Annotated in this window: 21 protein-coding genes; 4 read left to right on the top strand and 17 right to left on the bottom strand. The window is 46.3% G+C overall.

Going from position 1 to position 24,870, the window contains the following annotated elements:
- Nucleotides 1–738: 738 nt before the first annotated feature.
- The 6 genes from G519_RS0115165 to G519_RS0115190 form a co-directional block, all read right to left on the bottom strand.
- Nucleotides 739–948 (bottom strand): hypothetical protein, encoded by a 210-nt coding sequence (locus G519_RS0115165; protein ID WP_029195431.1) that lies wholly within the window; start codon nt 946–948, stop codon nt 739–741.
- 160 nt (nt 949–1,108) lie between these two features.
- Complete coding sequence (locus G519_RS0115170; protein WP_029195432.1) at nt 1,109–1,981, bottom strand: carbohydrate ABC transporter permease; 873 nt, start codon at nt 1,979–1,981, stop codon at nt 1,109–1,111.
- A 28-nt stretch (nt 1,982–2,009) separates the two neighbouring features.
- Nucleotides 2,010–2,885 (bottom strand): carbohydrate ABC transporter permease, encoded by an 876-nt coding sequence (locus G519_RS0115175; protein WP_029195433.1) that lies wholly within the window; start codon nt 2,883–2,885, stop codon nt 2,010–2,012.
- A gap of 72 nt (nt 2,886–2,957) precedes the next feature.
- Nucleotides 2,958–4,304: an extracellular solute-binding protein gene (locus G519_RS0115180; protein ID WP_029195434.1), complete on the bottom strand. Its 1,347-nt coding sequence runs from the start codon at nt 4,302–4,304 to the stop codon at nt 2,958–2,960.
- 121 nt (nt 4,305–4,425) lie between these two features.
- On the bottom strand, nt 4,426–5,985 hold the full coding sequence (locus G519_RS0115185; RefSeq protein WP_029195435.1) for a response regulator transcription factor: 1,560 nt from the start codon (nt 5,983–5,985) through the stop codon (nt 4,426–4,428).
- Nucleotides 5,982–7,778: a sensor histidine kinase gene (locus tag G519_RS0115190; RefSeq protein WP_029195436.1), complete on the bottom strand. Its 1,797-nt coding sequence runs from the start codon at nt 7,776–7,778 to the stop codon at nt 5,982–5,984. Before G519_RS0115190 ends, G519_RS0115185 begins: the two co-directional genes overlap by 4 nt.
- A gap of 163 nt (nt 7,779–7,941) precedes the next feature.
- Here G519_RS0115190 and G519_RS0115195 point away from each other — a divergent pair, with 163 nt between their 5' ends.
- The 3 genes from G519_RS0115195 to G519_RS0115205 are packed head-to-tail and all read left to right on the top strand — an operon-like array spanning nt 7,942 to nt 10,261.
- Nucleotides 7,942–8,601: a helix-turn-helix transcriptional regulator gene (locus tag G519_RS0115195; protein ID WP_029195437.1), complete on the top strand. Its 660-nt coding sequence runs from the start codon at nt 7,942–7,944 to the stop codon at nt 8,599–8,601.
- Nucleotides 8,598–9,740: an alanine racemase gene (locus G519_RS0115200; RefSeq protein ID WP_036633031.1), complete on the top strand. Its 1,143-nt coding sequence runs from the start codon at nt 8,598–8,600 to the stop codon at nt 9,738–9,740. The genes G519_RS0115195 and G519_RS0115200 overlap by 4 nt, the downstream gene beginning before the upstream one ends.
- Before the next feature lie 56 nt (nt 9,741–9,796).
- Nucleotides 9,797–10,261, top strand: coding sequence for a RidA family protein (locus tag G519_RS0115205; RefSeq protein WP_029195439.1), 465 nt, complete (start codon nt 9,797–9,799; stop codon nt 10,259–10,261).
- A gap of 524 nt (nt 10,262–10,785) precedes the next feature.
- On the opposite strand, the gene G519_RS0115210 is transcribed toward G519_RS0115205, so the two are convergent.
- The 11 genes from G519_RS0115210 to G519_RS0115260 all read right to left on the bottom strand — a co-directional run bounded on the left by G519_RS0115210 (nt 10,786) and on the right by G519_RS0115260 (nt 24,592).
- The gene (locus G519_RS0115210; RefSeq protein WP_051253415.1) at nt 10,786–12,516 is read right to left on the bottom strand and encodes a methyl-accepting chemotaxis protein; all 1,731 of its coding nucleotides are present in this window, start codon (nt 12,514–12,516) and stop codon (nt 10,786–10,788) included.
- Between the two features lie 134 nt (nt 12,517–12,650).
- Entirely contained in the window at nt 12,651–13,682 is a 1,032-nt protein-coding gene (gene mglC, locus G519_RS0115215; protein WP_029195441.1) for a galactose/methyl galactoside ABC transporter permease MglC, read from the bottom strand.
- A gap of 18 nt (nt 13,683–13,700) precedes the next feature.
- Entirely contained in the window at nt 13,701–15,218 is a 1,518-nt protein-coding gene (locus G519_RS0115220) for a sugar ABC transporter ATP-binding protein (RefSeq protein ID WP_029195442.1), read from the bottom strand.
- A 144-nt stretch (nt 15,219–15,362) separates the two neighbouring features.
- Nucleotides 15,363–16,400, bottom strand: a complete 1,038-nt coding sequence (locus G519_RS0115225) for a galactose ABC transporter substrate-binding protein (protein ID WP_376768230.1) — start codon at nt 16,398–16,400, stop codon at nt 15,363–15,365.
- A gap of 146 nt (nt 16,401–16,546) precedes the next feature.
- Complete coding sequence (locus tag G519_RS0115230; protein WP_036633034.1) at nt 16,547–17,542, bottom strand: substrate-binding domain-containing protein; 996 nt, start codon at nt 17,540–17,542, stop codon at nt 16,547–16,549.
- A 12-nt stretch (nt 17,543–17,554) separates the two neighbouring features.
- The gene (locus tag G519_RS0115235; protein ID WP_084160178.1) at nt 17,555–19,318 is read right to left on the bottom strand and encodes a cache domain-containing sensor histidine kinase; all 1,764 of its coding nucleotides are present in this window, start codon (nt 19,316–19,318) and stop codon (nt 17,555–17,557) included.
- 42 nt (nt 19,319–19,360) lie between these two features.
- On the bottom strand, nt 19,361–21,019 hold the full coding sequence (locus G519_RS0115240) for a response regulator (RefSeq protein ID WP_029195446.1): 1,659 nt from the start codon (nt 21,017–21,019) through the stop codon (nt 19,361–19,363).
- 313 nt (nt 21,020–21,332) lie between these two features.
- On the bottom strand, nt 21,333–22,214 hold the full coding sequence (gene rarD / locus G519_RS0115245; protein WP_029195447.1) for an EamA family transporter RarD: 882 nt from the start codon (nt 22,212–22,214) through the stop codon (nt 21,333–21,335).
- 162 nt (nt 22,215–22,376) lie between these two features.
- The gene (locus G519_RS0115250) at nt 22,377–23,462 is read right to left on the bottom strand and encodes a nitric oxide synthase oxygenase (RefSeq protein WP_029195448.1); all 1,086 of its coding nucleotides are present in this window, start codon (nt 23,460–23,462) and stop codon (nt 22,377–22,379) included.
- 73 nt (nt 23,463–23,535) lie between these two features.
- Nucleotides 23,536–23,868: a hypothetical protein gene (locus G519_RS0115255; RefSeq protein ID WP_029195449.1), complete on the bottom strand. Its 333-nt coding sequence runs from the start codon at nt 23,866–23,868 to the stop codon at nt 23,536–23,538.
- A gap of 25 nt (nt 23,869–23,893) precedes the next feature.
- On the bottom strand, nt 23,894–24,592 hold the full coding sequence (locus G519_RS0115260; protein ID WP_029195450.1) for a pirin family protein: 699 nt from the start codon (nt 24,590–24,592) through the stop codon (nt 23,894–23,896).
- 57 nt (nt 24,593–24,649) lie between these two features.
- Between G519_RS0115260 and G519_RS50205 the strand changes: the two genes are divergently transcribed.
- The gene (locus tag G519_RS50205; RefSeq protein WP_154669574.1) at nt 24,650–24,847 is read left to right on the top strand and encodes a hypothetical protein; all 198 of its coding nucleotides are present in this window, start codon (nt 24,650–24,652) and stop codon (nt 24,845–24,847) included.
- Nucleotides 24,848–24,870: the final 23 nt, after the last annotated feature.

A 24,870-nucleotide genomic window follows, 5' to 3' on the forward strand; every position in this document is an offset into this window, starting at 1 on the left:
CAAGCTCGGTGTGTGCTTGGAGTTGCTCAGACAGTTCGCCATACGATTTCAGTTGCAACAGCTGAGCAACGACATGAAGCCCTATGGCTGAACCCGCAAACAGCTTCTTTGACCGATGATCCTGAAAAATAGACCGATAATCTAGGACGTTGAGCACTTTGAGACATTGACAAACTACGGAAAATTCCTTATCGTTATCCATGGTTGGCTCCTTTGTTTGGGAGAATGATGGATAGCGCGTCATTCCCTAAACATAGGTGCTTTTTCTTTGTTTGTCTAGATAAATAAATACTTTATATTACAAATTAAGTAAATATTTGATGTGAGGTTTGATGCATCGGTAATGCAAAAAATACAACAATTTCAGCCAAAAAGTAGCTTTTCAGCGATAATAAGGCTAAATTGTTGCACGTTATACAACATCTTCTGCTTATCTAGTGAAAATCAAGGAAATTGTTGTACGAAGTACAACTTGCCTTCCTTTTTCCCTACCTGTTTACCTGTCTACCTGTTTACCCGTTTACCTACTCACATATTTGCAGATTGTTCTCACGAACGCCCTTAATCATGATTGTGCCTTTATGCTTCATTCAAGCCGACAAGATTCGAACAAACCAAATTCCTACCGCAGGATTTGGCTTTATACAGCGCCTTATCCGCTTCTTCTTTGTATTCCCATTGGTATCAGGGTACGTGGCAACACCCACTGATACAGTGATCTGTATGACCTTCCCCTCATTAAGCAGAAAATCTTGGTTTTGTTCCATTAGTTAGTATAATACCTAATATGCCAGTTAAAACGCCTATATGAAGTTTCGTATACAGAGTTGTAGGCGTACCCAAGTTCCAATCCTTATAAATCACTTGGCTGGCCAAAAACAAATAAGCGGTGACGATAGAGAAGTTGGCAATCAAAGCTTGTAATGTTTCAAAAGATACGTCATTCATGCTATCCACCCCCTATAATCGTAGCATGATTTTGTTAGCAAACTATGAGGACGAGCTTGAGGGATGGTCATTAACGCATGAAAAAATCGCCACCCTCAGGACTCTTTTTCGGAATCCAAGAATGACGATTTATTAATTTAGGATGTGAATTGGTGAAACGTTATCCTTTGACTGCGCCAGCCGTCATTCCCTTCATAATCTGCTCTTGGAACAGCAAGAACACGATAATGGTAGGCAGAACGGCAATGGCAAGCGCAGCCATCGTCAATTCGTAATCGGTCATATATCCCGTAGCAAAAGCGGATAAACTCAGCGGAACTGTCTTAAGCGCAGGCTTGCTGATAAAGACTAGCGCGAACGCAAAATCATTCCAAAAGCGTAAAAATCCTAAAATCGCAACCGTAGAGAGCGCTGGCAAGCTAAGCGGAAGCATCATCCGAAAGAAAATGCCCCAATAGCCCGTACCGTCGATTAACGCCGCTTCCTCAATTTCCTTGGGAATCGTAATTAAATAAGCCGCGATGACGAAGATGGCTAGTGGCAGTTCAAAGGCCGCATAAGGTAAAATGAGTGCACCGTACGTGTTCAGAAGGCCGATTTTTTTCATAATAATAAAAAGGGGTACAAGTGTGCTGTGGATCGGAATGAGCATTCCGAGTAGGAATAAGCCCATAAAAAATGGCTTCCATTTAAATTCAAAACGCGATAAAACAAAGGCTGCCAGTGCTCCAATGACTAAGGTCAGCACGAGTGAGGCCACCGTTACCACGGTAGAGTTCCAGAGCGAGAGACCCATACCCGATACTTTCCATGCCCGGACGATATTGTCCCATTTCCAAACAGTCGGCAGTAAAAAGGGCCGCGAATGAAATTCCTCATTGGACTTTAAAGCACTCATAAATAACCAAATCAGCGGGTAAAGCGTGACAAGTGCATACAGGGTCAAACCTACGTTGATGACACCGCGCCCCCACCCTCTTCGCCTCTTACCTCCAGCGGGAAAACCCGTCTGCATCGATACAACCTGCTCCATAGATGTCCCTCCTGAGAGAATTTATTTCTTAACGATAATCTCGTTTCATGAGATATTGGCTGCCAACGATCAAGATCAAGCTAAGAATAATAATCGCCGTGGAAATAGCGCTGCCAAAACCGAACCGATATACATTGAATGTGCTGTTGTACATATAAGAAGCAAGCAGTTCCGTAGAGTGGGCCGGTCCACCGCCCGTCATGACATAGATAAGATCGAACGCCTTCAAGCTTCCGGATATACAAAGCACGACGGCCACCTTGACGGTATCCCAAATCATAGGCAGTGTCACTGCAAACAATTTGCGTACCGGACCCACGCCATCCAGCTGAGCAGCATCGTCAATCTCCGGTGAAATATTCTGTAGAGCGGCAATGAACATAATCATGTAGGGACCAATATAATTCCAGATGATCGGCACCATGAGCGCGAACATCGATACTTTCGGATCGGAGAGCCAAGATTTCTTCCAGCTATCAAGCCCGATGCCCTCTAGTAGGAAGTTGAGAATACCGATTTGCGGGTGGTAAATGTATCCCCAAATGATCCCGACAACAACCGAGGACAGCACCATGGGCATGAAGACAGAAGCTCGAATAACACGTTGAAATAGCGTACTGCTCATAAGTAGTAGTGCTAATACCATAGCGATCGGTACCTGACCGAAAACGGAAGCTGCAACGATAAGCATGTTATTTTTAAAAGCTTTCCAGAAGATTGGATCTTTGAACACTTCTACGTAGTTGTCAAATCCGATAAATTTGGATGCACCAATACCTTTCCAGTCGAAAAAGCCGTAGTAGGCCGACCAGAAAATCGGTACAATGACAAAAAACAGATAGAGTACTAAGGCCGGAAGCAGCCCTATGGTAATGAATCCTCTGATTCTAGCGGATACGGTCATAACTTCCCTCCTTGCTATCTTTTTTGAAAAAAGGCTCCAGCCGGGCTTTGGCTGGAGTCCTGTGGCCGTACTTTATTTGCCGACGGCTTTAGCTTGCGCGTCTTGAATTTTTTTGGCAATATCCTCAGGCTTGCCACCCATAAGGAGCTCTTGCAGACCATTGTTCACGACATCGGCACTAGCGGAGCTAAGCTTGCCATCGTAAACTGGCGTTTTCTTGACCGTATTCATCATTTTGTACACTTCTGCAAACAAGGAAGATACTTTGGTTGTATCCAAGTCTACTTTGTAGCTAACGAGCTGGTTGCTTTCCAAGATGGCTTTCTGTGCTTCTGGGCCAGACAAGGCATAGATCAGTTCATACGCGGCCGCTTTCTGAGCGCCTGTAACTTTCTTGCTCATCCCTAAACCTGTTCCCACTACGCCTGAAAGGGAATTCGGATCACCTTTGCCGTTAGGCACGGTTGGCAGAACCGTAACAGCCATGTTAGCTAACGCTTCCTTGGACGTATTCGACGCCAAGTTCGGTAATGCCCAACCACCGTCGATCATCATGGCTGCTTTACCTTGTGCAAACATTTGTTCCATTTGTGTATTATCAATGCTGTTGAAACCTTCTTGGAAAGCGCCAGCTTTGCCAAGCTGTTGAAGATACGTCAGAGCTTGTACAAATTCTGGATCCGTAAATTTGGCACCATTCTGATCCACTGCTTTCAGGAACCAATCCGTACCTGTTACACGGTCTGCAAGTGAGCTGAGAATGCTGGACTGCGCAACCCATGCTGCTTTGTTGCCAAGTGCGATTGGCGTAACATTATTCTTTTTAAACGTTTCCACCAGCTTCATGAGATCGTCCCATGTCTTAGGCGGCTGTACATTATATTTGTTAAAGATTTCTTTGTTGTAGTAGAGGATCGAAGTCGGAGATAGAGCCATCGGTGCGCTGTAGGTTTTACCTGAGATCGTGAAATCATCAAAGGATCCTGGCATAAAACCGTTCTTCCATTCCGTTTTGCTATCCAGCAGCTCATTAATCGGCTGAATCAAGTCACCACCGACGAATTCCTTCGTCATAACACCTGGCCACATCACGAATAGGTCGGGCATTTCATTAGCGGCAGCTACCGTTTTTAACCTTGGACGGTAACCATCGGGCGGAATTCCCTGAATATCTAATTCGACATTCGGGTGATCTTTCTTGAATTTGTCCATATATTCACGCATGGTTTTGGCGCGAAGATCTTCGCCTGTATAGTTGTGCCAAATCGATAATTTTACTTTCTCAGCTGGTTTGGCTGCATCCGTCGATTTGGGAGCTGTGGTACCTGCTGCACCCTCTTTGGTTCCACTTGAACCACAACCGGCTAATAAGGCTAGTGACATCGTAGCCGCCAGTGTAACGATCAATGACTTTTTCATTTGTTTGGACCTCCTAAAAGTTTTCGTAGATACAAAAGCTCAATCTCTCTATGAACTTTAGTATAGAGGACATATTCAGGAGGGGGTACGGGAGAAACTTCGGCGCAGAGGGGGACATTATTCAGTCTTTATTCCCTTGTCGAAATTCAGACGGCGTTCTTCCCGTATATTTTTTGAACTGCTGCGTAAAGTATTTGATATCTTCATAACCCACTCTTCTGGCAATATCGCTGACTTTGATCTGAGTGCCCTGGAGGATATCTACGGCGCGTTTCATCCGTTCCTGTGTGACGAATTCGATATACGTACAGCCTGTCTCTCGCTTGAACACCTCACTGAAATGATTGGGATTCACATGCACGAATCCAGCCACCTGTTGAAGCGAAATCGGTTGATGCAGATTGTCCCGAATATAGGCAATAGACTTGTGAATGTAGGCGTAGCGATTCTGGTCCAAGCCCTGATGAAAACGCGTCATCACGGCAGAAAGTACCTTAAAGACTTCTTCTTCGGGACGCCCATCCCCCTCATAGGCAGGCAGTGTGCTAAGAGGAACCGTCCCCTCTTGGGAAGAACTGGCCCGTTCAAGCCATCGATGACCCGCTATGATCATCGACTGCAAATAGCCCTGCACCGTAAGCGGCGTCGCTGCGGCATCTTCCATCAGAGCCCGCACCTTCTGGTTCACCCAGTGCCTCAGCTCTGTAGCATTGCCGCTCATCAAAATCGCGGTAAGCTCCGCTTCCTCTTTCTCGGTGCAAACCGTGCGACCTCCGTTGCGCTCCTTGATATCTTCCACCGTAAACAGTCCTTGTGCACCGAGCAGCCCTTGGTAAGCAAACACTTCTTTCGCCACACGATACGATTCCCGAAGGCCTTCGTAATTCTGCGTTACGGTTCCGAGCGCTGCAAAAGCCGAGCATTTGAGCGTTTCGGTAACGCGCTTAAGCGCCCTTGTCAGCCCAGCTTGATCAGTCATCCCGACTTCGTGGCGCACGACAAGCAGCAAATGATCCTTTTTCATGAGCGTAACGCACGGGAGCAGCTCGAAGAGGATATTCTCTGCGGCTCCTTGCAGAAGCTCCATGACAGGCGTCTCCCCCCATCCGGAAACAGAGATAAGGAGAACTTGCATCGCTGCAGACTCACCTGACTCTGGGTGAACATCTACACCATTCTTGCTAAACCATGCTTGCAGCTGCTCATGAGCTTCTCTATCATCGTTCAAGCCCCGACCCAACACTCGTTCCAACAACTGATTGCGCAGTGCAGCCTGTTGAAGATTATCCTGTTTGATCGACTCCCATTTATCCATAATGTTCTGCTTCGCTTTCAGCGCAGCTTTAATAATCTCTTCTGGACGGCTTGTCTTCAGCAAGTAATCGGTCACACCTTCGCGCAGTGCCTGCTGGGCATAACTGAAGTCATCGTAACCCGTAAGAATAACGATCTCCGTGTCCGGCAATATCGCTTTCACCTCGCGCGCAAGCTCAATACCGTCCATACCTGACATACGAATATCGGTCAGTATAATATGCGGCTTCTCTGCAGGAATGCGCTCCAAAGCCTCTTCGGCAGAAGCGGCGGCCGGAAGCAGTTCTAGACCGAGCTCTTTCCAATCAATGACGGTACAAAGACCTGTTCGTATAATAACCTCATCGTCTACAATCAAGATTCTCATGTCGCTAATTCTCCCATCCAAAGAGGAATTGAAAATGATATGCTCGTCCCAACACCAGGCGTACTCTCAACAATAAGCCCAGACTCCGCTCCATAATGCAGTAATAATCTTCGGTGAACATTGATGAGTCCGTAGCTGGTAACAGCTATCTTCGATTCTTTAGCGACTTCGCTTAGCATACCCAGTTGACGATTGGCCAAAGCAAGCTGATCTTGAATCGCGCGTTGCTTCGTCTCATCCATACCTATTCCCGTATCCTCAACAACGAATTTCATTTGACGATCCCGCAGTTCTCCGTGCACATAGATGTGACCCTTCGCTTTTTTCTTCTGGATACCATGAATAAGGCTGTTCTCAATCAAAGGCTGTAGAAGCAGCTTTAACATCGAGTTATGCACCATCGCGGGATCGATAAAAAATTCAATCTCAAACTGATCTGGAAACCGAATAGCTTGTATATAAGCATAATTCTGTGCATGAGAAATTTCCTGCTGAACAGCGCAAAACTCCTCGCCTTTATTCAAACTGAATCTTAAGAAATCACTGAGCGCACCAACCATTTCAGCAATTTGACGATCCTTATTCATCAAAGCGATCCAGTGGATGGAGGAGAGTGTATTATACAGAAAGTGCGGATTGATCTGCGCCTGCAGAGCCATAATATCCGCTTCCTTTTTCATCGCTTCGTTCAGCTGCACTTGATCCTTCAGTCTGCCTATCCGTTCACTCAGCTTATTATAACTGTGGACAAGCAGTCCGACTTCATCGACGCTTTTCACCTCATAGGTAGGAATCGTCTCGTCTGGATTTAGATCCTTCAAATATTTGGTCAGCTTCATCAAAGGCTTAGTTACCCATTGCAAGAAGTAGAGCACCATCCCCATAGCGAACAGCAGTGCAATTATGATCGTAACAGCTGTCACTGTGAGCACGTAACCATTTTGCTTTTGATAAATCTGTGTAGGAATGAAACCGACCAATTTCCAACCTAATCGAGGAATCGGATTATACAAAACCGTATGCGGTTGTTCCCCTTTTTTCACATTAAGCACACCGTTTGCAGCTGCTAGCTCCCCCATTTTCGGAAAAACTTCACCGACGGTTCGTGCTAACCAACTCGGATCGCCACCCGAAATGATCTGATCATATTGATCTAACAAAAGAACGAACCCACTGCTTTCCCAGCCTGCACCTGTCAAATAACGCTCGATCTCTGCCTGATCTAACGAAACGGTCAAAGTACCTATCGTCTTAAAAGTGCTGAAATCACGTATAGGTCTAACGAGTGAAATAACCTTCTTTGGTCCGTCCGATGTTTGGTTTTCATACAGTGGAGACCACCATTTGGAAGCTGGCTTGTAAACGGATTCATATTGTTGTAAGAGAGGATATAATCCTGAATTGGTTATGGTCGTTGTTGAAAGAACAGGATTGCCGTTTTTCGGAGTAATCGTAATGTTGGAGATATATTTTTTGGAATACGACAAATTCCATAGGGTGCCAACAATAAGAGAATAGCTGTTGACGTCTCCTTCTTCGTTATCGAGATACGTTTGAATATCCTTTTGCCCGATCAGAAAGACCGACATATTCTCAACGTCTTGAATAACAAAATCAAGCTTATCCGACATTTGCTTCAGTGTGTTCATCCCCGCCTGCTTCGCTTTCTCTTCCGATACCGATGTTGCGATGCTATAGGAAACGATCCCCATTGAAAGCAGCGGTAATACAACTGCGAATAAAATAAGCAAAGACAGCTTACGTTTCAGGGATTTGGCAAACCAGCGTCTCAAGGGTGATCCCTCCTTCGGCCCTGCAATGATCTTTTTTACATAGTACCATGAGCATTGCCAGAAAATCATACTTTTTTTTAGTTCAACAAACTTTTTGTTTGACATTCAAACCGTTTGTGTTACTATTTTGCTCAGAATAACCTTACACAGGGAGATGACAGGCGTGGAATCAATTCAAGATGAATTCGGGTTTTTGACCGAACTTGTGACAGGACTTGCCGCTCAATTCGGAGACAATTGTGAAGTCGTGCTGCATGACTTGACAGGTCCCTACGACAGCTCCATCGTCGCGATTGCGAATGGTCACATTACTGGACGCAAAGTCGGAGATCCCGGAACGAACCTGGGTTTGGAGCTGCTGCGGGGCAATCATGTAAACGGCAACAAGTTTAACTACTTAACGCAAACCAAAGATGGACGCATTCTGCGCTCTAGTTCGATGTATATGAAAAATAAAGCAGGCACTATCATTGGCTCGCTATGCATTAACTACGATATCACGGAGCTAATGATCGCAGGGAAAACGCTGCAAACGCTGATAAGTCCTGGGGAACAAACAGAAGTAAAAGAATCATTCGTTACGAGTGTAACCGATCTGCTCGATGCCCTTATTCAAGAAGCACAGGAGCAAGTAGGCAAACCCGTGGCCGTCATGACCAAGGAAGACAAAATGCGCATGATTCAGCTTCTGGATGCCAAAGGCGCTTTTCTGATTAAAAAAGGCGGCGAGAAGATTTGCACGTATTTGAATATTTCAAAGTATACCCTATATAGTCACTTAGAAGAAGGCAAAAATGCCGTGAAAGAGAGTGTGGAGGGATGATGAAAAAGATGGAGAGCTCGGAAACATTGGAGACAACAAAAAGCTTAGAGACACCTTGCCTGCTAATTGACGCAGATCGCATGGATCGTAACATTCAAGCAATGGCTAATGTTATCAGTCAACATCATGTGAAGCTGCGTCCGCATGCGAAGACGCATAAGCTCCCATCCGTCGCACTTCAACAAATTGCGGCTGGTGCAGTCGGTATTACGGTAGCGAAAGTGTCCGAAGCAGAGGTAATGGCGGCGGGTGGCGTTGCCAATATATTCATCGCTTACCCGCTAGTAACCGCAAGCAAGATTGAAAGAGCGATTCGCTTAAGCGAGCGGATCGAGCTTATCGTCGGCGTCGATAGCTTGGCAGGCGCTCAGCAATTAGAGCAGTGCGCAAACCGACTCGGCCACTCGCTGCAAGTCCGGCTAGAAATCGATACCGGCTTCCGCAGAACCGGCGTACTCTACGAACAGGCTTCCGCGCTCGCCGCGGAGATCGCCCGCATGCCGCATTTGCGGCTGACCGGCATCTACACGTTTCGCGGCTCCCTGCTGGCAGGGAAGCCTACCCTCGACGTGACGGCCGCCGGTCAAGAAGAAGGCACGCTGATGGTGCAGCTGGCCGAGCGTCTTAGAGCGCAGGGCATCGCTATCACGGACGTTAGCGTCGGATCCACACCGACGGCGGCTTCCGCCGCTGCGGTAGAAGGCGTGACGGAGGTCCGCCCCGGCACTTACGTGTACCACGATCGGATGCAGGCCCGCTTAGGCGTCTGCGACATCGAAGATTGCGCAGGCAGCGTGCTCGTCACCGTCGTAAGCCGCCCGTCGGTGGATCTCGCGATCATCGACGGCGGCAGCAAAACCTTCGCTACCGATGTGCAGCCGGATACAAACCCGCTTCAGCTGCAGGGCTTCGGCCACATCATGAATTTAGAAGATGCGATTCTCATTCGCATGTCCGAAGAGCATGGCATGCTTGATCTTGGGCCGCTTGCCCAAGCGGCCAACATACAGGTAGGCGACAAGCTGCGTATTATTCCTAATCACATTTGCAGCACCGTCAACCTGCACAATCAGGTTATTATGCAGCGCGGTGATGCGTATGAGCACCTTCCGGTGCTGGCACGAGGTATGTTGGAGTAAGCAATCCGGCAGCATTACTGCCGATTAAATCATCATTTGACTTGGAGGTCAACACTATGTCCCAAATTGAAAAACGTCTACAAGAGCTAGGAATCACGCTTCCCGCATCCCCGGAACCGCGTTTCACCTACATTCCTTGCAATCAAACAGGGAGTCTCATTTATTTATCCGGTCAGGATTGCCGCATTAACGGTGAACTTATGTACGAAGGCAAACTTGGCCGCGAAGTAACCATTGAGCAAGGGCAAGCGGCAGCGCGTCAAACCATTATCAATTGCTTAGCGGTAATGAAGGGCTATCTTGGAGATTTGGATCGTGTTGTCAAAATCGTGAAAATGCTCGGTTTCGTCAACAGCGCTCCAGGCTTTGGCGATCAGCCCTATGTCATCAACGGCGCTTCTGACTTATTAGTGGCAGTGTTTGGTGAGCAAGGTAAACATGCTCGTTCAGCGATTGGTACGAGTGATCTGCCTTTTCACACACCGGTGGAAATTGAACTTATCGTGGAAGTGCGAGATTAGTATCGAGCTCAAAATAAAGGACCTGAGGCGCTTCCTCAGGTCCTTGTTTCAAGCTCGAATGTTCCGCATGTTCCACAAAAGGAACGTAGAAGCCTTATTTGAACGAAATATGCCAGTTTCACCCGCCAAGAGGAACGAGGATCCGCTATTTCGCTGCTTCGCGACCTAAAAAGCTCAATTTTCCTAAAATAGAGCCCTCACGTTCCGTTAGATTCGACTTTCAGCACATTTTTCCCGAAATAGCGGCTTATCGTTCCTCTTTAGCTCTCTTTAACTCTCTTTAGCTCTCTTTAGCTCTCTTTAGCTCTCTTTGGCTCTCTTTATCTCTCTTTAGCTCTCTCTAGCTCTCTTTGGCTCTCTTTATCTCTCTTTAGCTCTCTTTAGCTCTCTTAAACACTCTTTAGCTCTCTTTAGCCACTTTTTAGCACTCTTCACCATTCTTAAGCACTCAAAAGCAGCCAAATTAGCCAGCTCATTCTACATTAACGAAGAATTTTCCAAATTCGGAGTCCGCTCTACACGCCTCACACTCGAAATCTTCCGATTAAGGTTTGCAAATCAGAAGCCATGCTGTTCAGCACTGTCGCTGAGGAGAATATCTCCTCCATGCTCGCGTACTGACCCTCGATGTTGGAAGATACATTCCTTGCTCCCGCAGCGGTCTGTCCGGCGACTTCATCGATCGCGCGAATCACATCCACGGCTGCGCGTGTTTTCTCGGAAATCGCGGCTGAACTGCCCGCCACTTCCTCGATCTGCCTCGCAACTTCGTCCATCGCATCGCGAATACGTTTGAAGGTATCTCGCGCTACGCCGACAACCTCAAGCCCCGTCTGCACCTCTCGGCTCCCAGCCTCGGTGGAACTGACAACCTTTCTTGTTTCATCCTGAATACTAGAAACAAGAAGAGTGACTTCTTCCGCCGCTGCTCCCGTCTGCATGGATAACTTGCGGACCTCGTCGGCGACGACCGCAAAGCCTTTACCAGCGACTCCGGCGCGTGCCGCTTCAATGGAGGCATTGAGCGCGAGCATGTTCGTCTGCCGCGCGATCCCTGCAATCATTGCGTTCGCATTGACGATTTGTTCAGAACGTTGACCGAGCCGCTGCACCGATTCAGCAAGCTCCATCATCTTTTGATAAATAGCATTCATCTGCGTTATCGCTGTCTCGACAGCCGCATTGCCCTCCCCAGCCTCTTGCTGCGCGAGGAAAGACTGATGGTTAGCCGATTGCGTGACGCTTGCAATTTGAATGACGGCTGCTGACATTTCCTCCATGATAGAGACTCCCAAGTGTACACTTCGCACTTGCGCATCCGTACCTTGCGAAATGTCTTGAACCGTGTAGGTAATACGTTCCGAAGATTCGCTTACTTGTTCAGAATTGCTGCTAAGCGCTTCCGAAGCGGCAGCGACGTGCTGGGCACTGCTTCCTACCTGACTAATTAAGCTATGCAGATTGACTTTCATTTGGTTAAAAGCAGTAGCCAAATGTCGTAATTCGTCCCTATTCTTCACGTTAATGTCATTAACCGTTAAATCGCATGCCGCAATTCGTTCGGCTGCTTGTACCATAGAACGTATGGGATTAACGATCATGCGGGACAGCAGGAGGCCGATGGCCAAGGCGAAAAGAAAGGCTGCTACACTAACCCAGATCAACGTTTGAACGGTGGATACAACCACATCATGATTGCGGGCAGAAGCTTCCTCCTGAACTTTCCTTTCCAGCTCTTCAATCTTCGCGGCTGCCTGCGTCAATGTTTCCGTTGTCGGAATAGCCCATTGCATCGCTTCCGCTTTGGCTAGAGCTACATTCCCTTTGTCGGCGTATTCCGTTACTTTCTTCACTAAGCGAGCAAACGTCATGTTCGAATCTGCCATGGATTGGATAGCACTCTGCTCATCCTCGTTCTTCGAAACCTCTCCCATCTGAGTAATGATTGATGAAAGTGTTCCATTCATTTCCGTCAAAAGCTTTTCTTTGTCCTTCGATGGATCTAACACGTATCCAAACAACATACTGTTCTGTACTTGCGTTTTCTCTTTGATCTCAGAAACATTGCGAAGAATAGTGACATTATCATTCAAAAGCTTGGAATAGGAGCTATCCACTTTATTTAAGTATGTATACGACATGCCGCTCGTTACTGCAACGAGTAAAGATACAATAATAAATGTGCCCACAATCTTGCTTCTCAAAGAAACTGAAAATATTCGCTTTCTCCAGCTTACCGAATTATGATTTGCCATGACTATGTCCTCCTGAGACGTCAGTAATCGCTTTCATTTATTACAGGATAACAGGCTGTCGTTAAATCGCAACAGCCTGTTTCACATTATTACCTATAACCAAGTGAGATGAAACGTCTTGGTGTTTAAGATCATTATTTGGAATTCATGTATTTACGCATATCGAAGGCAACAGCCGCAACGATAATAATACCTTTAATAATCAACTGCCAGTAAGGACTAATCCCAATAAACGTCAAACCATAGTTGATAACGCTGAAAATTAAAACCCCTGCAAGAACACCCGGTACAGTCCCGATACCACCGGAAGTGGATACGCCGCCGACCACGCAAGCTGCAATCGCATCAAGCTCGTACATATTCCCGTAGTTATTCGTTGCGCCACCCGTTCTTGCTGCTTCCAGTACCCCTGCCAGACCATACAAAGCGCCAGCAATCGCATAGATGTAGATGAGGTAACGGTTTACGTTAATACCCGAAACGACTGCTGCGTGAATGTTACCGCCGATGGCGTACATATATTTTCCCAGCTTCGTTTTGTTGAACACAATCCAAACGATGATAGCTACGACAATGGCAATAATGACAATGTAAGGTATGGAATACGTAGAACCGGTTCCGATCGCGCCTGTCCCCAACTGACTGAAATCTGGTCTCAATCCGCCAATCGGCTGTGACTGATTCGGTTTCATATCAAAGTATAAGGAGTTAGCTCCGTATACAGCAACCATCGTACCCAAAGTTGCAATGAACGGTGGAACCTTGAATTTTGCAACAATGATCCCATTGATCAGACCTATCAATAGACCAGCTACAATCGCAATAACGATCGGCACGATCAATGGCAGCTCAGGCAAATTCGGGAAAAATCTTCGACCATACTCCTGTGTCTGCAGCATGGAAGCGGAGATAACGGCGGTCAAGCCAACGATACGTCCTGTCGATAAGTCCGTTCCCCCTGTGATCAAGATGAATGCCGCACCCAAGGCGATAATGACGCGCGTGGATGACTGAAGTAAAATATCACGAAGGATATTTACCGATAAAAAACGTGGATCATATATCGCGATACCGATAACTAACACGACTAGCACGATGTAGATTGCATATTTGGTCACGAACCCACTAATGTCTCTGGATTTCATTGTTTCTGTCTTCGTACTCATGGTTCTTGGCCCCCTCCATTATGCCATATGCTGTGCAGCAAGGCGCATGATCTCTTCTTCAGTTGCTTTATTTCCTTCTACAATGCCTGTAAGGCGTCCTTCACACATGACCATGATTCGGTCTGACATCCCTAACAGTTCGGGCATTTCAGAAGAGATCATGATAATACTTTTCCCCTGCTTCGCAAGGTCAGCGATGATGGAGTAAATTTCGAATTTAGCACCTACGTCAATTCCCCGTGTCGGTTCATCAAGCAGGAGCACGTCTGGCTCTGTAAGCAGCCATCTGGCAAGCAGCACCTTTTGTTGGTTTCCACCTGACAGGTTCTTGATCAGCGCGTGCATATTCGGCGTCTTGACCCGAAGCATTTCGATACTTCGTTCGACTTCTACTTTACGTTTAGCTTCGTTAATGAAGCCTAGTGGATTCATATATCTGCCCAAATTTGCAATCACGGTGTTCTCAAGAACGGATAGTACGGGGAAAATACCCGTTACACGGCGCTCTTCCGTGAGCAAAGCGATTTTCTGCTTGATAGCATCAATTGGCGACTTGAGCTTCACTTGCTTGCCATGCATGGAAATGCTGCCGGAAGCAACACCTCTCATTCCGAACAAAGCTTCAATCAGCTCCGTCCGCTGAGCACCAACAAGACCGCCGACTCCGAGAATTTCTCCCTTCCGAAGATCAAAGGATACATTCTTGAATGATCTTGGAATGACAGATGTAAGTCCTTCGACTTTCATTAATACACCGTTTGGCACATTGCTGCGCTCTGGGAAACGCTCCTTCAAATCCCGTCCGACCATCTTCGATATAATCATGTCAGTCGTTAACTCCGATGATGCCCACGTACCGATCTTGGTACCGTCGCGCATAATCGTCACTTCATCAGAAATTTCAAGAATTTCTTCCATTTTATGTGAAATATAGATGATCGAAACGCCACGACTTCTGAGGTCGCGAATGATGCGAAACAGTTGCTCAACTTCGTTACCTGTTAGTGAAGAAGTAGGCTCATCCATAACAATGACTTTCGAATTGAATGACACAGCCTTGGCAATTTCAATGGATTGCACCTTAGAAACAGATAGCGTTCCTACCAGTGTATCCGGCTTAATATCCATCTGTAGCTGTTTGAACAAGCTCTCTGTATCTTTACGCATCTTCTTGTGATCCACTAATTTCAAAGGTCCAATCCCTTTTAGCGGAAATCGGCCAAGCCATATATTCTCCATTACGTTACGATGAGGAACGGGATGCAGCTCTTGATGGATCATGGAAATGCCGTTTGTTAAAGCATCTTTCGAACTTTGAATGGAAACAACTTCGCCATTCAGTTTGATTTCTCCGCCATCCGGTTTATAAATACCGAACAAGCATTTCATCAGCGTCGATTTGCCCGCTCCGTTCTCTCCCATCAGCGCATGCACGCTTCCCGGACGAACTTTGAGGGTAACGTTATCCAGCGCTTTGACGCCGGGGAATTCTTTGGAGATTTGATTCATTTCCAATAAATAGTCATGTACAGTCATGGTAACTCCCCCTACAGCTCACGATAATCCCCACAAAGTGAAGCCTTTCTTCATTGTCTCTTTACCTTTGCATGGGTTCCCAAATAAGGAAGGCAAGAGCGCCCGCGTAGTAACCATCGCTGCTCTTGCCCGCTTCTATTCGGATTACTTCGCTTCGTTCATGTTATCTTTTGTAATCTTTTTGTAGGAAATCCATACATATTTACCGTCTGTTACATCGTAGCCAGTTGTTTCTTTGCTAGGCGTTTTGCCGTTAGCAAGTGCTGTTGCAACATTCGTTGTTGCCGCACCTTGGTTTTTCGCATCGTTCAGAACAGTTCCTAGCAAAGTTCCATCGCTAAGCGCTTGAAGTGCAGGAGCTGTAGCATCTACACCAACGACTGGTAGGAATTTACCATCTTTGAAATAGCCTTTTGCTTTCAAAGCTTCGATAGCGCCAAGTGCCATATCATCGTTGTTCGCAAGAACAGCTTCGATTTTGCTTTCGTTGGAAGCTAGGAATGCTGCCATTTTTTCTTGACCTTTAACGCGGTCCCACATAGCTGTATCTTCCGCTACTTTTTCTACACCCAGACCAGCATCTGTGATCGCTTGGATGGAGAACTTCGTGCGAAGCTCAGCATCTTGATGTCCTGGCTCGCCTTTCAGCATAACGTATTGGATTTTACCGTCTTTGTTTTTATCCGCTTCTGGGTGAGCTTTGAAGTAGTCAACTAGCAGTTGGCCTTCCATCGTACCGGATTGCTCTGCTTTAGCGCCTACATAGTAAACTTTATCCCATTTCTTCATGTCGTCAGCAAGTGGCTCACGGTTCAAGAATACAACTGGAACGTTGGCCGCTTTTGCTTTATCGATGATAACGCCTGCCGCTGTACGGTCAACTGCGTTAATCGCTAGAGCGTTTACTTTTTTCGTGATGAAAAGATCGACTTTATCATTTTGTGTTGGTTGTGAGTTCTGGCTGTCAACGATATCAACTGTTGCTTTATCTTTAGCAGCATCAGCGATCGCGGCACGAACACCGGACATGAATGTATCGTCAAATTTGTAGATGGCTACACCAATTGTTGGTTTTTTAGCTGTATCTGCTGGTTTTGCCGTTGCTGCTGCACCTGTAGATGCTGCTGGAGCTGGTGAAGGAGTTGCTGTTTTAGTGCCACAGCCAGCTACGGTTGCAACCAAAGCGCCTGCTACTGCAAGAGTAATCAATTTTTTCAAGGTAAGACCCTCCCTAAAAGGTGTGTTGTTTATTATTTACATTCCCTACTATACTGGATCAAAACACCAAAACAAATGCAATATCCTCATGTGTTCTATCGAAATTCTCATCACTTTATAAAAGGGAATAACAGCTTTTGATTGTCCGACCAGAACATATTATTCAGATCAATAGCTTTAATCCCTGTATCCACGCGGCTGGGCACCTTCTTCCCTTTCGAAGCTTCAACTGCGTTCTTTACACCTAAATACCCGATACTGAATGGATTCTGAATGATTGTCGCTTGAATGACACCCTCCTGCAGCAGCTCCAGTTCTTCGGAGGTACTATCAAATGTGATGATTTTCACTTTGTCCTGAAGGTTCATACTCTGAATCGCATGCGCAACACCAATGGATGAGATTTCATTCAGTGCAACAATCCCGTCTAATTGGGGATACTTCTCCATCATGTTATGGGTAAGCTGCGCGGCAAGCTCATAGTCCGTCATACTGTAAACCTTATCAATCACCTTCACATCCGGATATTTGGATAATTCCTCCAAAAGACCCTGTTCCCGAAGCTCTGTATTGCGCTCTCCTTGCATAAAGCTAACAATAGCAATATCACCGCTTGTCCCAGCCAGCTGGATGAGCTGTTTGCCAGCCAATTGCCCAGCCTCGTAATTATTGGCCCCAATAAAGCTCTTCGCTTTACGATTCTCCACTTCGGAGTCGATTGTGATGACAGGAATTCCCCGCGTTGATGCATCATCCACAACCCCTGACAATTCCTTATAACCGTTAGCTGCCAACACAATGGCATCCGGTCCGCTGCTGATCGATTGCTCCATTAAGGCGATTTGACCCTTCACATCCGCTTCATCGCCTGGTGCACGGAAATCCAGCGCAACATCAAACTCCTTCGCGGCCACCTCGGCGCCCATCTTCACCGTTTTCCAGTAATCGCCGTTTTGACTGCGGAGTATAACCTCCAAATGTTTCTTTTGCTCGGTTGGAATGGTCTCCTTTTGTTTGGTACAGGAGGACATGGAGATGACGGCTACCAGGACGGCAGCTACCAGGACGGCAAATAGAATAGGTTTTACTTTCATTGTTTTATCCATGGCTTCTCCTTCCTATTCATCTTCCATAACTACGGGAATCCAAACCTTGACGGTAGTTCCTTCTTCCAACTCACTTTCAACCTTAACTCCATACTCCGAACCGAAATATAACTGGATACGCTCATGTACATTTCGCAGCCCTACACCGGACCCTTTTTCACTTTTCACATGACCGGTCAGGATGTTTTTGAGCGTTTCTTCTGACATACCAACACCGTTATCCCGAATCTCAAATAAGATCTTCTCATCGACCTTGCCGACCGATATGTGAATGAGGCCTACGTCTACCATATATTCAATGCCATGATAGAGTGCATTTTCCACAAATGGTTGTAAAATCAGCTTCAGCGTCTTGTAGGTAAGCACCTCTTCATCCACTTGAATGTCGTAATCGAACTTATCTTTATACCGCATCTTCTGGATAATCAAATAATTCCGAATGTGCTCGATCTCTTCCCCGATGGTAATGATATTCTTCCCCTTGCTCAGCGATATCCGAAAAAACTTGGACAAGGACGTAATGGTTTTGACGACGTCTTCATTCTTCCCATTACCGACCATGCGAACAACGGAATTGAGTGTATTGTACAAAAAATGCGGGTTAATCTGAGACTGCAATACCTCCAACTCATTCTTCCGCTTCGTCTCCTGCTCATGGATACTTTGATCCATCAGCTCACGAACCCGTGAGACCATCAGATTGAATCTCCGCGAAAGCTGCTCCACTTCATCAGCGCCCCGAACATGAATATACGTGTCAAAATGGCCCTTTTCGACCATTTCCATCGACTTCTTCAGTCGCTTAATGGGCTGCGAAATACGTGCAGACATGAAGGACGAGATCAACAAAATGAAAACAAGGACAATGACGAGAAGCCAAATCATGAACGTACTGATTTCTTTGCGTGTTGTAACCATTTCATCCATGTAGGAGACGCCAATAATTTTCCAACCGATGTTATTAACCGTCCTGACCACATTGAGCCGCGACTCGCCATCGCTGACATCCATGTATTTTCCATACGAGAATTTGAGTGCTTGCTCCACATTTTCATACTTCAAACCAATATAAATAAGCTGCTGCTGCGGGTGGTAGACAATGTTGCCGGCAGAGTCGTCGATGATGTAAACGTAGCCCTTTTTGCCGAGAGAAACCGTACGAAACACGTCATCCAGCGTCTTGAAGTTAACATCTACGAGCAGCACAGCCTCCACCCATTTCCCATTCTTTTGAATGGAAACCCCTTTACTCATGGAAACGACCCACTTGTATGGATCCTTGAACAGATTCTGTATATGCGGGAGGGAAAAAGTGAGATGGTTCGGATTATCCAGCGCAGACTTAAACCACGACTGCTCGAGAAGTCGCGTATTTTTGCGCATCTCGGTCGTGGGAATGCCCGTTACTAGTCCACCATCTGCTGTAAAAAGGTGAATGGACACGATATCCTCGCGCGTACTCGCGATCGTTTCCAACTGCTCGAGCAGCTTGTCCGAAGGAATGCCGTAGCTCTTTGCAATTTTCGCATCGACCACCTCAAAGGTGTCCGCCATACCTTTAATATAGTGTTCCAAGTTAAACTGTACCTGCTCAATCACTTGCTGTGTATTCAGAAAAGCACTCTCTTCCGCTGTTCTAGAAAATTTATTATAAAGCACCAGCGAGACGATCAACATGACGATCACCGTAATCAAAATAAACGACATCGTAATCGTAAATTGAATACTTTTCACCCTCATCGTATCCAGCAATACAGTATATAAGGCCTCGAACATCGTTCTCACTTTACGTTTCAAAACATTACCACCCCTTTAACACTAAAGCACTTTGGAACTGTTATTGCGGTACTCTTTGGGGGAAACACCGACATTTTTGCGGAACGAAAAGCTGAAATAATTGGCATCGGCATAACCAACCTTTTCTGCGATCTCCAGCGCCTTCATATCCGTAGAACGCAAGAGCTCCTTGGCTGCTTCCATACGAATATGATTCAAATAATTTACGAAAGTCATTTTCGTCTCTTTCTTGAAAATACTGCTGAAATATCCCGCGCTGATATGCAGGTGGCCGCACACTTTATTAATCGTGATATCACCTTCGTGATAGTGGCTCTTCGTATAATCCTTAGCCATTTCAACCAAGTTTTTGTACGTGTATTGACGATCTGTCGCAATATGATTCATCATGCTCGCGCATAATTCGGCAAGCCAATGCTTGGCTTCTTCCAAGGAAGTGAATTTATTTATTTCTGTAAAAGGAATAAAATGATCGCCAAATACCTCATCCACGTTAAGATTCGAGTCCTTGGCGGCTTTCAAGATACAAGTCAATATTTCGAGTAAATATATTTGGTAGTCCTTAACGGAAACACCACCCTCTATCCCTTGAAAAAGCTCATCCATCGTCTCCCGAATCTCCTGACTCGTCCCGACCTTAATGCAGCGCGTCAAGGCATGCTCCTTCACATCGTCAAAACGAATCTTCTCCACGTTTCGCTTCTCCACATCATCAATGTAGATTATGCGGTTGTTGCCTAAGATAAGCCGGTAATCCAGCGCCAACACGGCATCTTCATACGAATAGCTCATCTTGGTTACGTCCTTCATAACGGTTCCGATCCCAACGGTAAGCGTAAACTTCAAATATTTCTCTACATTCTGACGCACTTCTTCCAGCACTTTCATCGTTTCTTGAAGCGCAGCTTCTCTGTCAATGCTCTCTCTCGCAGCTAGGACAACCACTTGATCGTTATGCATGAAAACAAGGCCAAGACGCCGTTTATCAGCGATCTCCTCGGTAATATTCAGCAGGGCAAAATATTTCAGCGCCTGGTCCTCGGAATATTTCAAAGAAACGGACTTCGCGAGTTCGCTGCGATTCTCCAAATCCTCTTCATGAATGAGCACCCCATCGATGCTCAGCACCGCTACAACATAGCTATTGCCAGTAAGTTCAATCCCGTAGTTCGCGGCCTTCTCGTAGACTTCGTCACGCGGGAGTTTTCGGTTCATTAACGTTGCTAGGAAATTTTCCTTAAGCACAGGCATGCTCTTGCGGTAATGCTCCTTCAGCAGCTGTACATTTTCCCGGTGGGACACTTCCTCTTGAATATGCTCCTTCACCTTCAGCAAGGCATTGATCAGCTCTTGCGCGGAAAAAGGCTTCAGCACGTATTCATCAATGTGCAGCTTAATCGCCTTTTGGGCATATTCGAACTCATCATGCCCCGTAAGGATGATGAGCTTAATCGTCGGAAAACGCTCCCGGACCGCCTCAGCTAGTTGGAGCCCATTCATGAACGGCATCTGAATATCCGTTACAACCACGTCCGGCTGCAGCCGCTCAACCATTTCCAGCGCTTCCCTGCCGTTCTCCGCTTTCTCAACCACTTCAAAGCCAATCGCTTCCCAATTTATCTCACGGACGACACCTTCTCGCACGTCCTCTTCGTCATCAACTAGCAGCAGCTTGTACATGCTCGTCCTCCTAAAGCTCTTCTTATAAAAAGCTTACTTCATAAGCGCTTCTCGTAAGCGTATTCTTAATCACCATCATTGTACTAACTGCCTATGGAATACACAACTGGTTGGTGCGTGAGTACGCTATTTCTTGCAAAATCCTTGTTTTCGACCCCAAAGTGAACTACGTCGTTCCTCTAAATCAGTTCTAAGTACATAATTCTTCGCCGTTCTCACTCATCACCTTAGGCTAAAGCATATAACAAAACCGTCCGAGACTAAGTCTCGAACGGTTTTGTTAATATCACCTAAAACGATCCACATTTGAAGCCTACTCCGCTACAGAAGTCCTCGCCACTCGCATCGATGCCAATGCATAGACAATTAACGCCGTCCAAATCAAGGAGAAACTGATGAGAAGCACGGGAGAGAATTTCTCTTTAAATAGGAACACACTTAAAAGCAGCGTAATGGAAGGACCTATATACTGAATGAATCCCAGCATGGAAAGTGGCAGCCGAGCAGTTGCTTTTGCAAACCATAGCAGAGGCAAAGCGGTTGCCACTCCTGACAATAAAAGCATCGCTAATGAGATAGGCGGTAACGCCCATGCGGAATCATGATGTGTGAAGTGTAAGTAGGCAATATACGCGACTGCTATTGGGAAGACAATGACGGTTTCTCCAGCCAGTCCGATAGAGGCATCGTAGGAAACTCTCTTTTTCACAAGACTATAAAGACCGAAAGAAAGCGCTAGTGAGAGGGAAACCCATGGGAATCTGCCGTAATCGATGGTTGCCAGCAAAACGCCGGCCCCCGCCAAAGCAACGGCCACCCACTGACTGCGGCTTGGTTTTTCACGTAAAAACAGGACCGCCAGCATGATATTAATTAGGGGCGTAATATAATACCCCAAGCTCGTCTCAATAACATGACCGTTATTAACAGCCCATATGAATATTAGCCAATTGGAGCTGATTAAAATGCTGCTGATTCCGATCTGGAGCAGCGCTTTCCGGTTCGTAACCATCTCACGAAATTCTTTCCATCGGCTTTTCCCTATCAATAAGAGAATGGCCATGAATACAAATGACCAGATAACACGGTGAGACAATATTTCACCCGCAAGCAGAGATCCAAAAGACCTCCAATAAACTGGCAGCAAGCCCCATGCGATATAGGCTAGAATGGCGTACCAAAGCCCTTTTTTCATTATAAAATCCTCTTTTCAAAGTCTAGTAACACAATTCAATGAATCTCTTAATTTGTCCCTAGGTCAATTTTCAAACAATAAATCCCCGAGTATTTACGGGGATCTTACTAACTCGATTTTTGGTGCTATCCATAAATGGAGATGCAATCCCTTTGCGAATGCTCAGCCCTCATGCCGGTAAAAAAAGTTAGGCAGCTTCACTTCATTTGAATAATGCTGATGAAAAATATGCGTTGTCGCCGGAGATAGCGGCGGGATCAGCCACGACCAATCACCCGTGACGTCACGACTGACCTTTTGCTCTTTCTCTTCAAAAGACTTAAATTGCTTTGCTGCCGTATGATGATCCACAATAGCTACTCCCTGCTGTTGATAAGAATGCAGCACAGCCACATTTAACTCAACAAGCGCTCTATCTTTCCAAAGAGAGGCATCACGCCGAGTATCCAGACCCATGACAGACGCTACACGCGGCAGCATGTCATATCTTGCTTGATCTGCAAAGTTGCGCGCCCCGATTTCAGTGCCCATGTACCATCCATTGAATGGCGCAGCAGGGTAGTGAATCCCTCCGATTTCAAGGTACATATTCGACACGATCGGTACGGCATACCATTTGAGATGCAAATCATCGAATGCTGCTATATCCGGATGTGTAATATCTACTTCCAGGACGAGCTCGGCAGGAATCTCGAACAGCTTCGGTTTCCGATCTCCCATTTGAACAACAAGCGGCAGCACGTCATAAGGCGTTCCGGCTCCCTGCCATCCAAGCGATTGGCATAACGCAGTTATTTGAATAGACGCTGGGTCACCGAGAATCCCATTGTCAGTTTCATAGCCCGCGTAACGGATCAGTTGATCATTATGAATAAAGGCTCCCTGAGCCGAATCATGCGTAGGTGGGAAAATCGTAATCACTGGACGGATTTTGCCGCCATTGGTTGCCGTTTCTATATGACGAAAAAGTGCCTCAGCCATCTGTTCTTCTGTTTCTATATAACGAGCATCATGTACAGTCAGTGTTTCCCAGAACAATCGCCCGATACAACGGTTGCTGTTGCGCCATGCCATTTTGGCCCCATGTTCTAGCTCTTGAAAGGTATGTTCGTAGTAACCTTTATACCTAATGGCTTCGGCAATTCCAGCAAGACGAGCCTCGATTTTGCCCGAGCTTTGGCCTAGTTCACTGTAACATTCCTTGATAAAAGGTATAGCTTTCTCTAGTAATTGATCCTGAACTTTCATAGGTGTTGCTCCAATCCGATAAAGGGGAGCCCCACAAGCATTTGACACCTGCACAAGCTCTCCCTATGTTGAGTTACAATTGCGCACTAAACTGATCAGGAATGTAGACGATTTGAGACTTTGCTACAATGGTTAACTCGCCTTTTTCCTCGAAATAATGAACGGAATCATCGCCTACATAGAACCATAATTTCTTTGTTGGCTCATTTTCAAACTCCTGAAATAGGAATACGTTGAGTTCCTCTTTCCATTTCAAAAGCTCAGCAATATCTTCCTTCTTCTCTATCTGCACGGTAAAAATCCATTGGTCTCCAACCTGCTCACATGTGTAGGAGATCGGATGTTTACCTGTATCTACGAACGCTCGACCGCCCACTGCATGTTTAATTAAAAAGACTTCCTTCATCCGCATAGCCCTCCTTCCTCATCCATTATGGCAGATCGATTAGCATGAAATGTGTATCTTCTATCGCACGAATAGCAACCGTCTGTTCAGCTTCCATACGAGCGCTGTCTTTCGTTTCCAAAACAGCATCATTGGCAGATAACTTCCCGCTTATAAGCATAAGAAAAATGCGTCGATTTTTTGCCTGACGGAAAACAAGCTCCTTGCCCGCTTCCAGCTTGCTGAGGTAAATGCTCATATCCTGATGGATCTTGGCTGCATGCTCGCCACCCTCAGGTGTAACTACTGGGAGCAGTGCGTTAACCAACGCTTCAGGCTCATAAGTAACATTCTCAAAGGACGGCTCCAAGCCCCGTTTAGAAGGCATGAACCACAGCTGAAATAGACTCATCGGTTCCGTATCCGACGCATTATACTCGGCATGAATAACGCCGCTTCCAGCTGACATCCGCTGAACGCCATTGACTCCTGTTACCGCAACATGCCCCAAACTATCTTCGTGTTTAATGGCTCCGCTGAGAACGATGCTGACAATCTCCATGTCGCTATGGGGATGTGGACCGAAGCCCCGACCAGCCGCAATGTCATCGTCATTACAAACACGCATAACCCCGAAACCTACATTATCCTCATCAAAATAATCGCCGAACGAGAAATTTTTATGGCTCTTTAGCCACCCTAGATCGGTCGTATTTCGCGTATGCGCAGGGAAAACTTGAATCACAGCAATCGCCTCCTTCTTTAATACGTATAGCTTATCATAAATGGACTACCGACTTCCATGTCGGAACGGTGGCGGAAAGATCTCCCAGACGGAACCAATAAGCGCGTAAACCGCGCTTTCAGTGAGCGCTATGCGAGCCGAAGCTCGTTAACAGAGTCTGAGAAGCCGGAAATCGACTTCTCAGCAGACTATCCTGTGCGTCCGCGCAGAACAAGCTCAGAAAACGCGCCTATTCAGAAGCGCACGAACCAATAAGCGCGCAAAACCGCGCTTTCAGT

Origin of the sequence: Paenibacillus alginolyticus DSM 5050 = NBRC 15375 (genome assembly GCF_000422905.1) — a bacterium.
Taxonomy (GTDB): Bacteria; Bacillota; Bacilli; order Paenibacillales; family NBRC-103111; genus Paenibacillus_E; species Paenibacillus_E alginolyticus.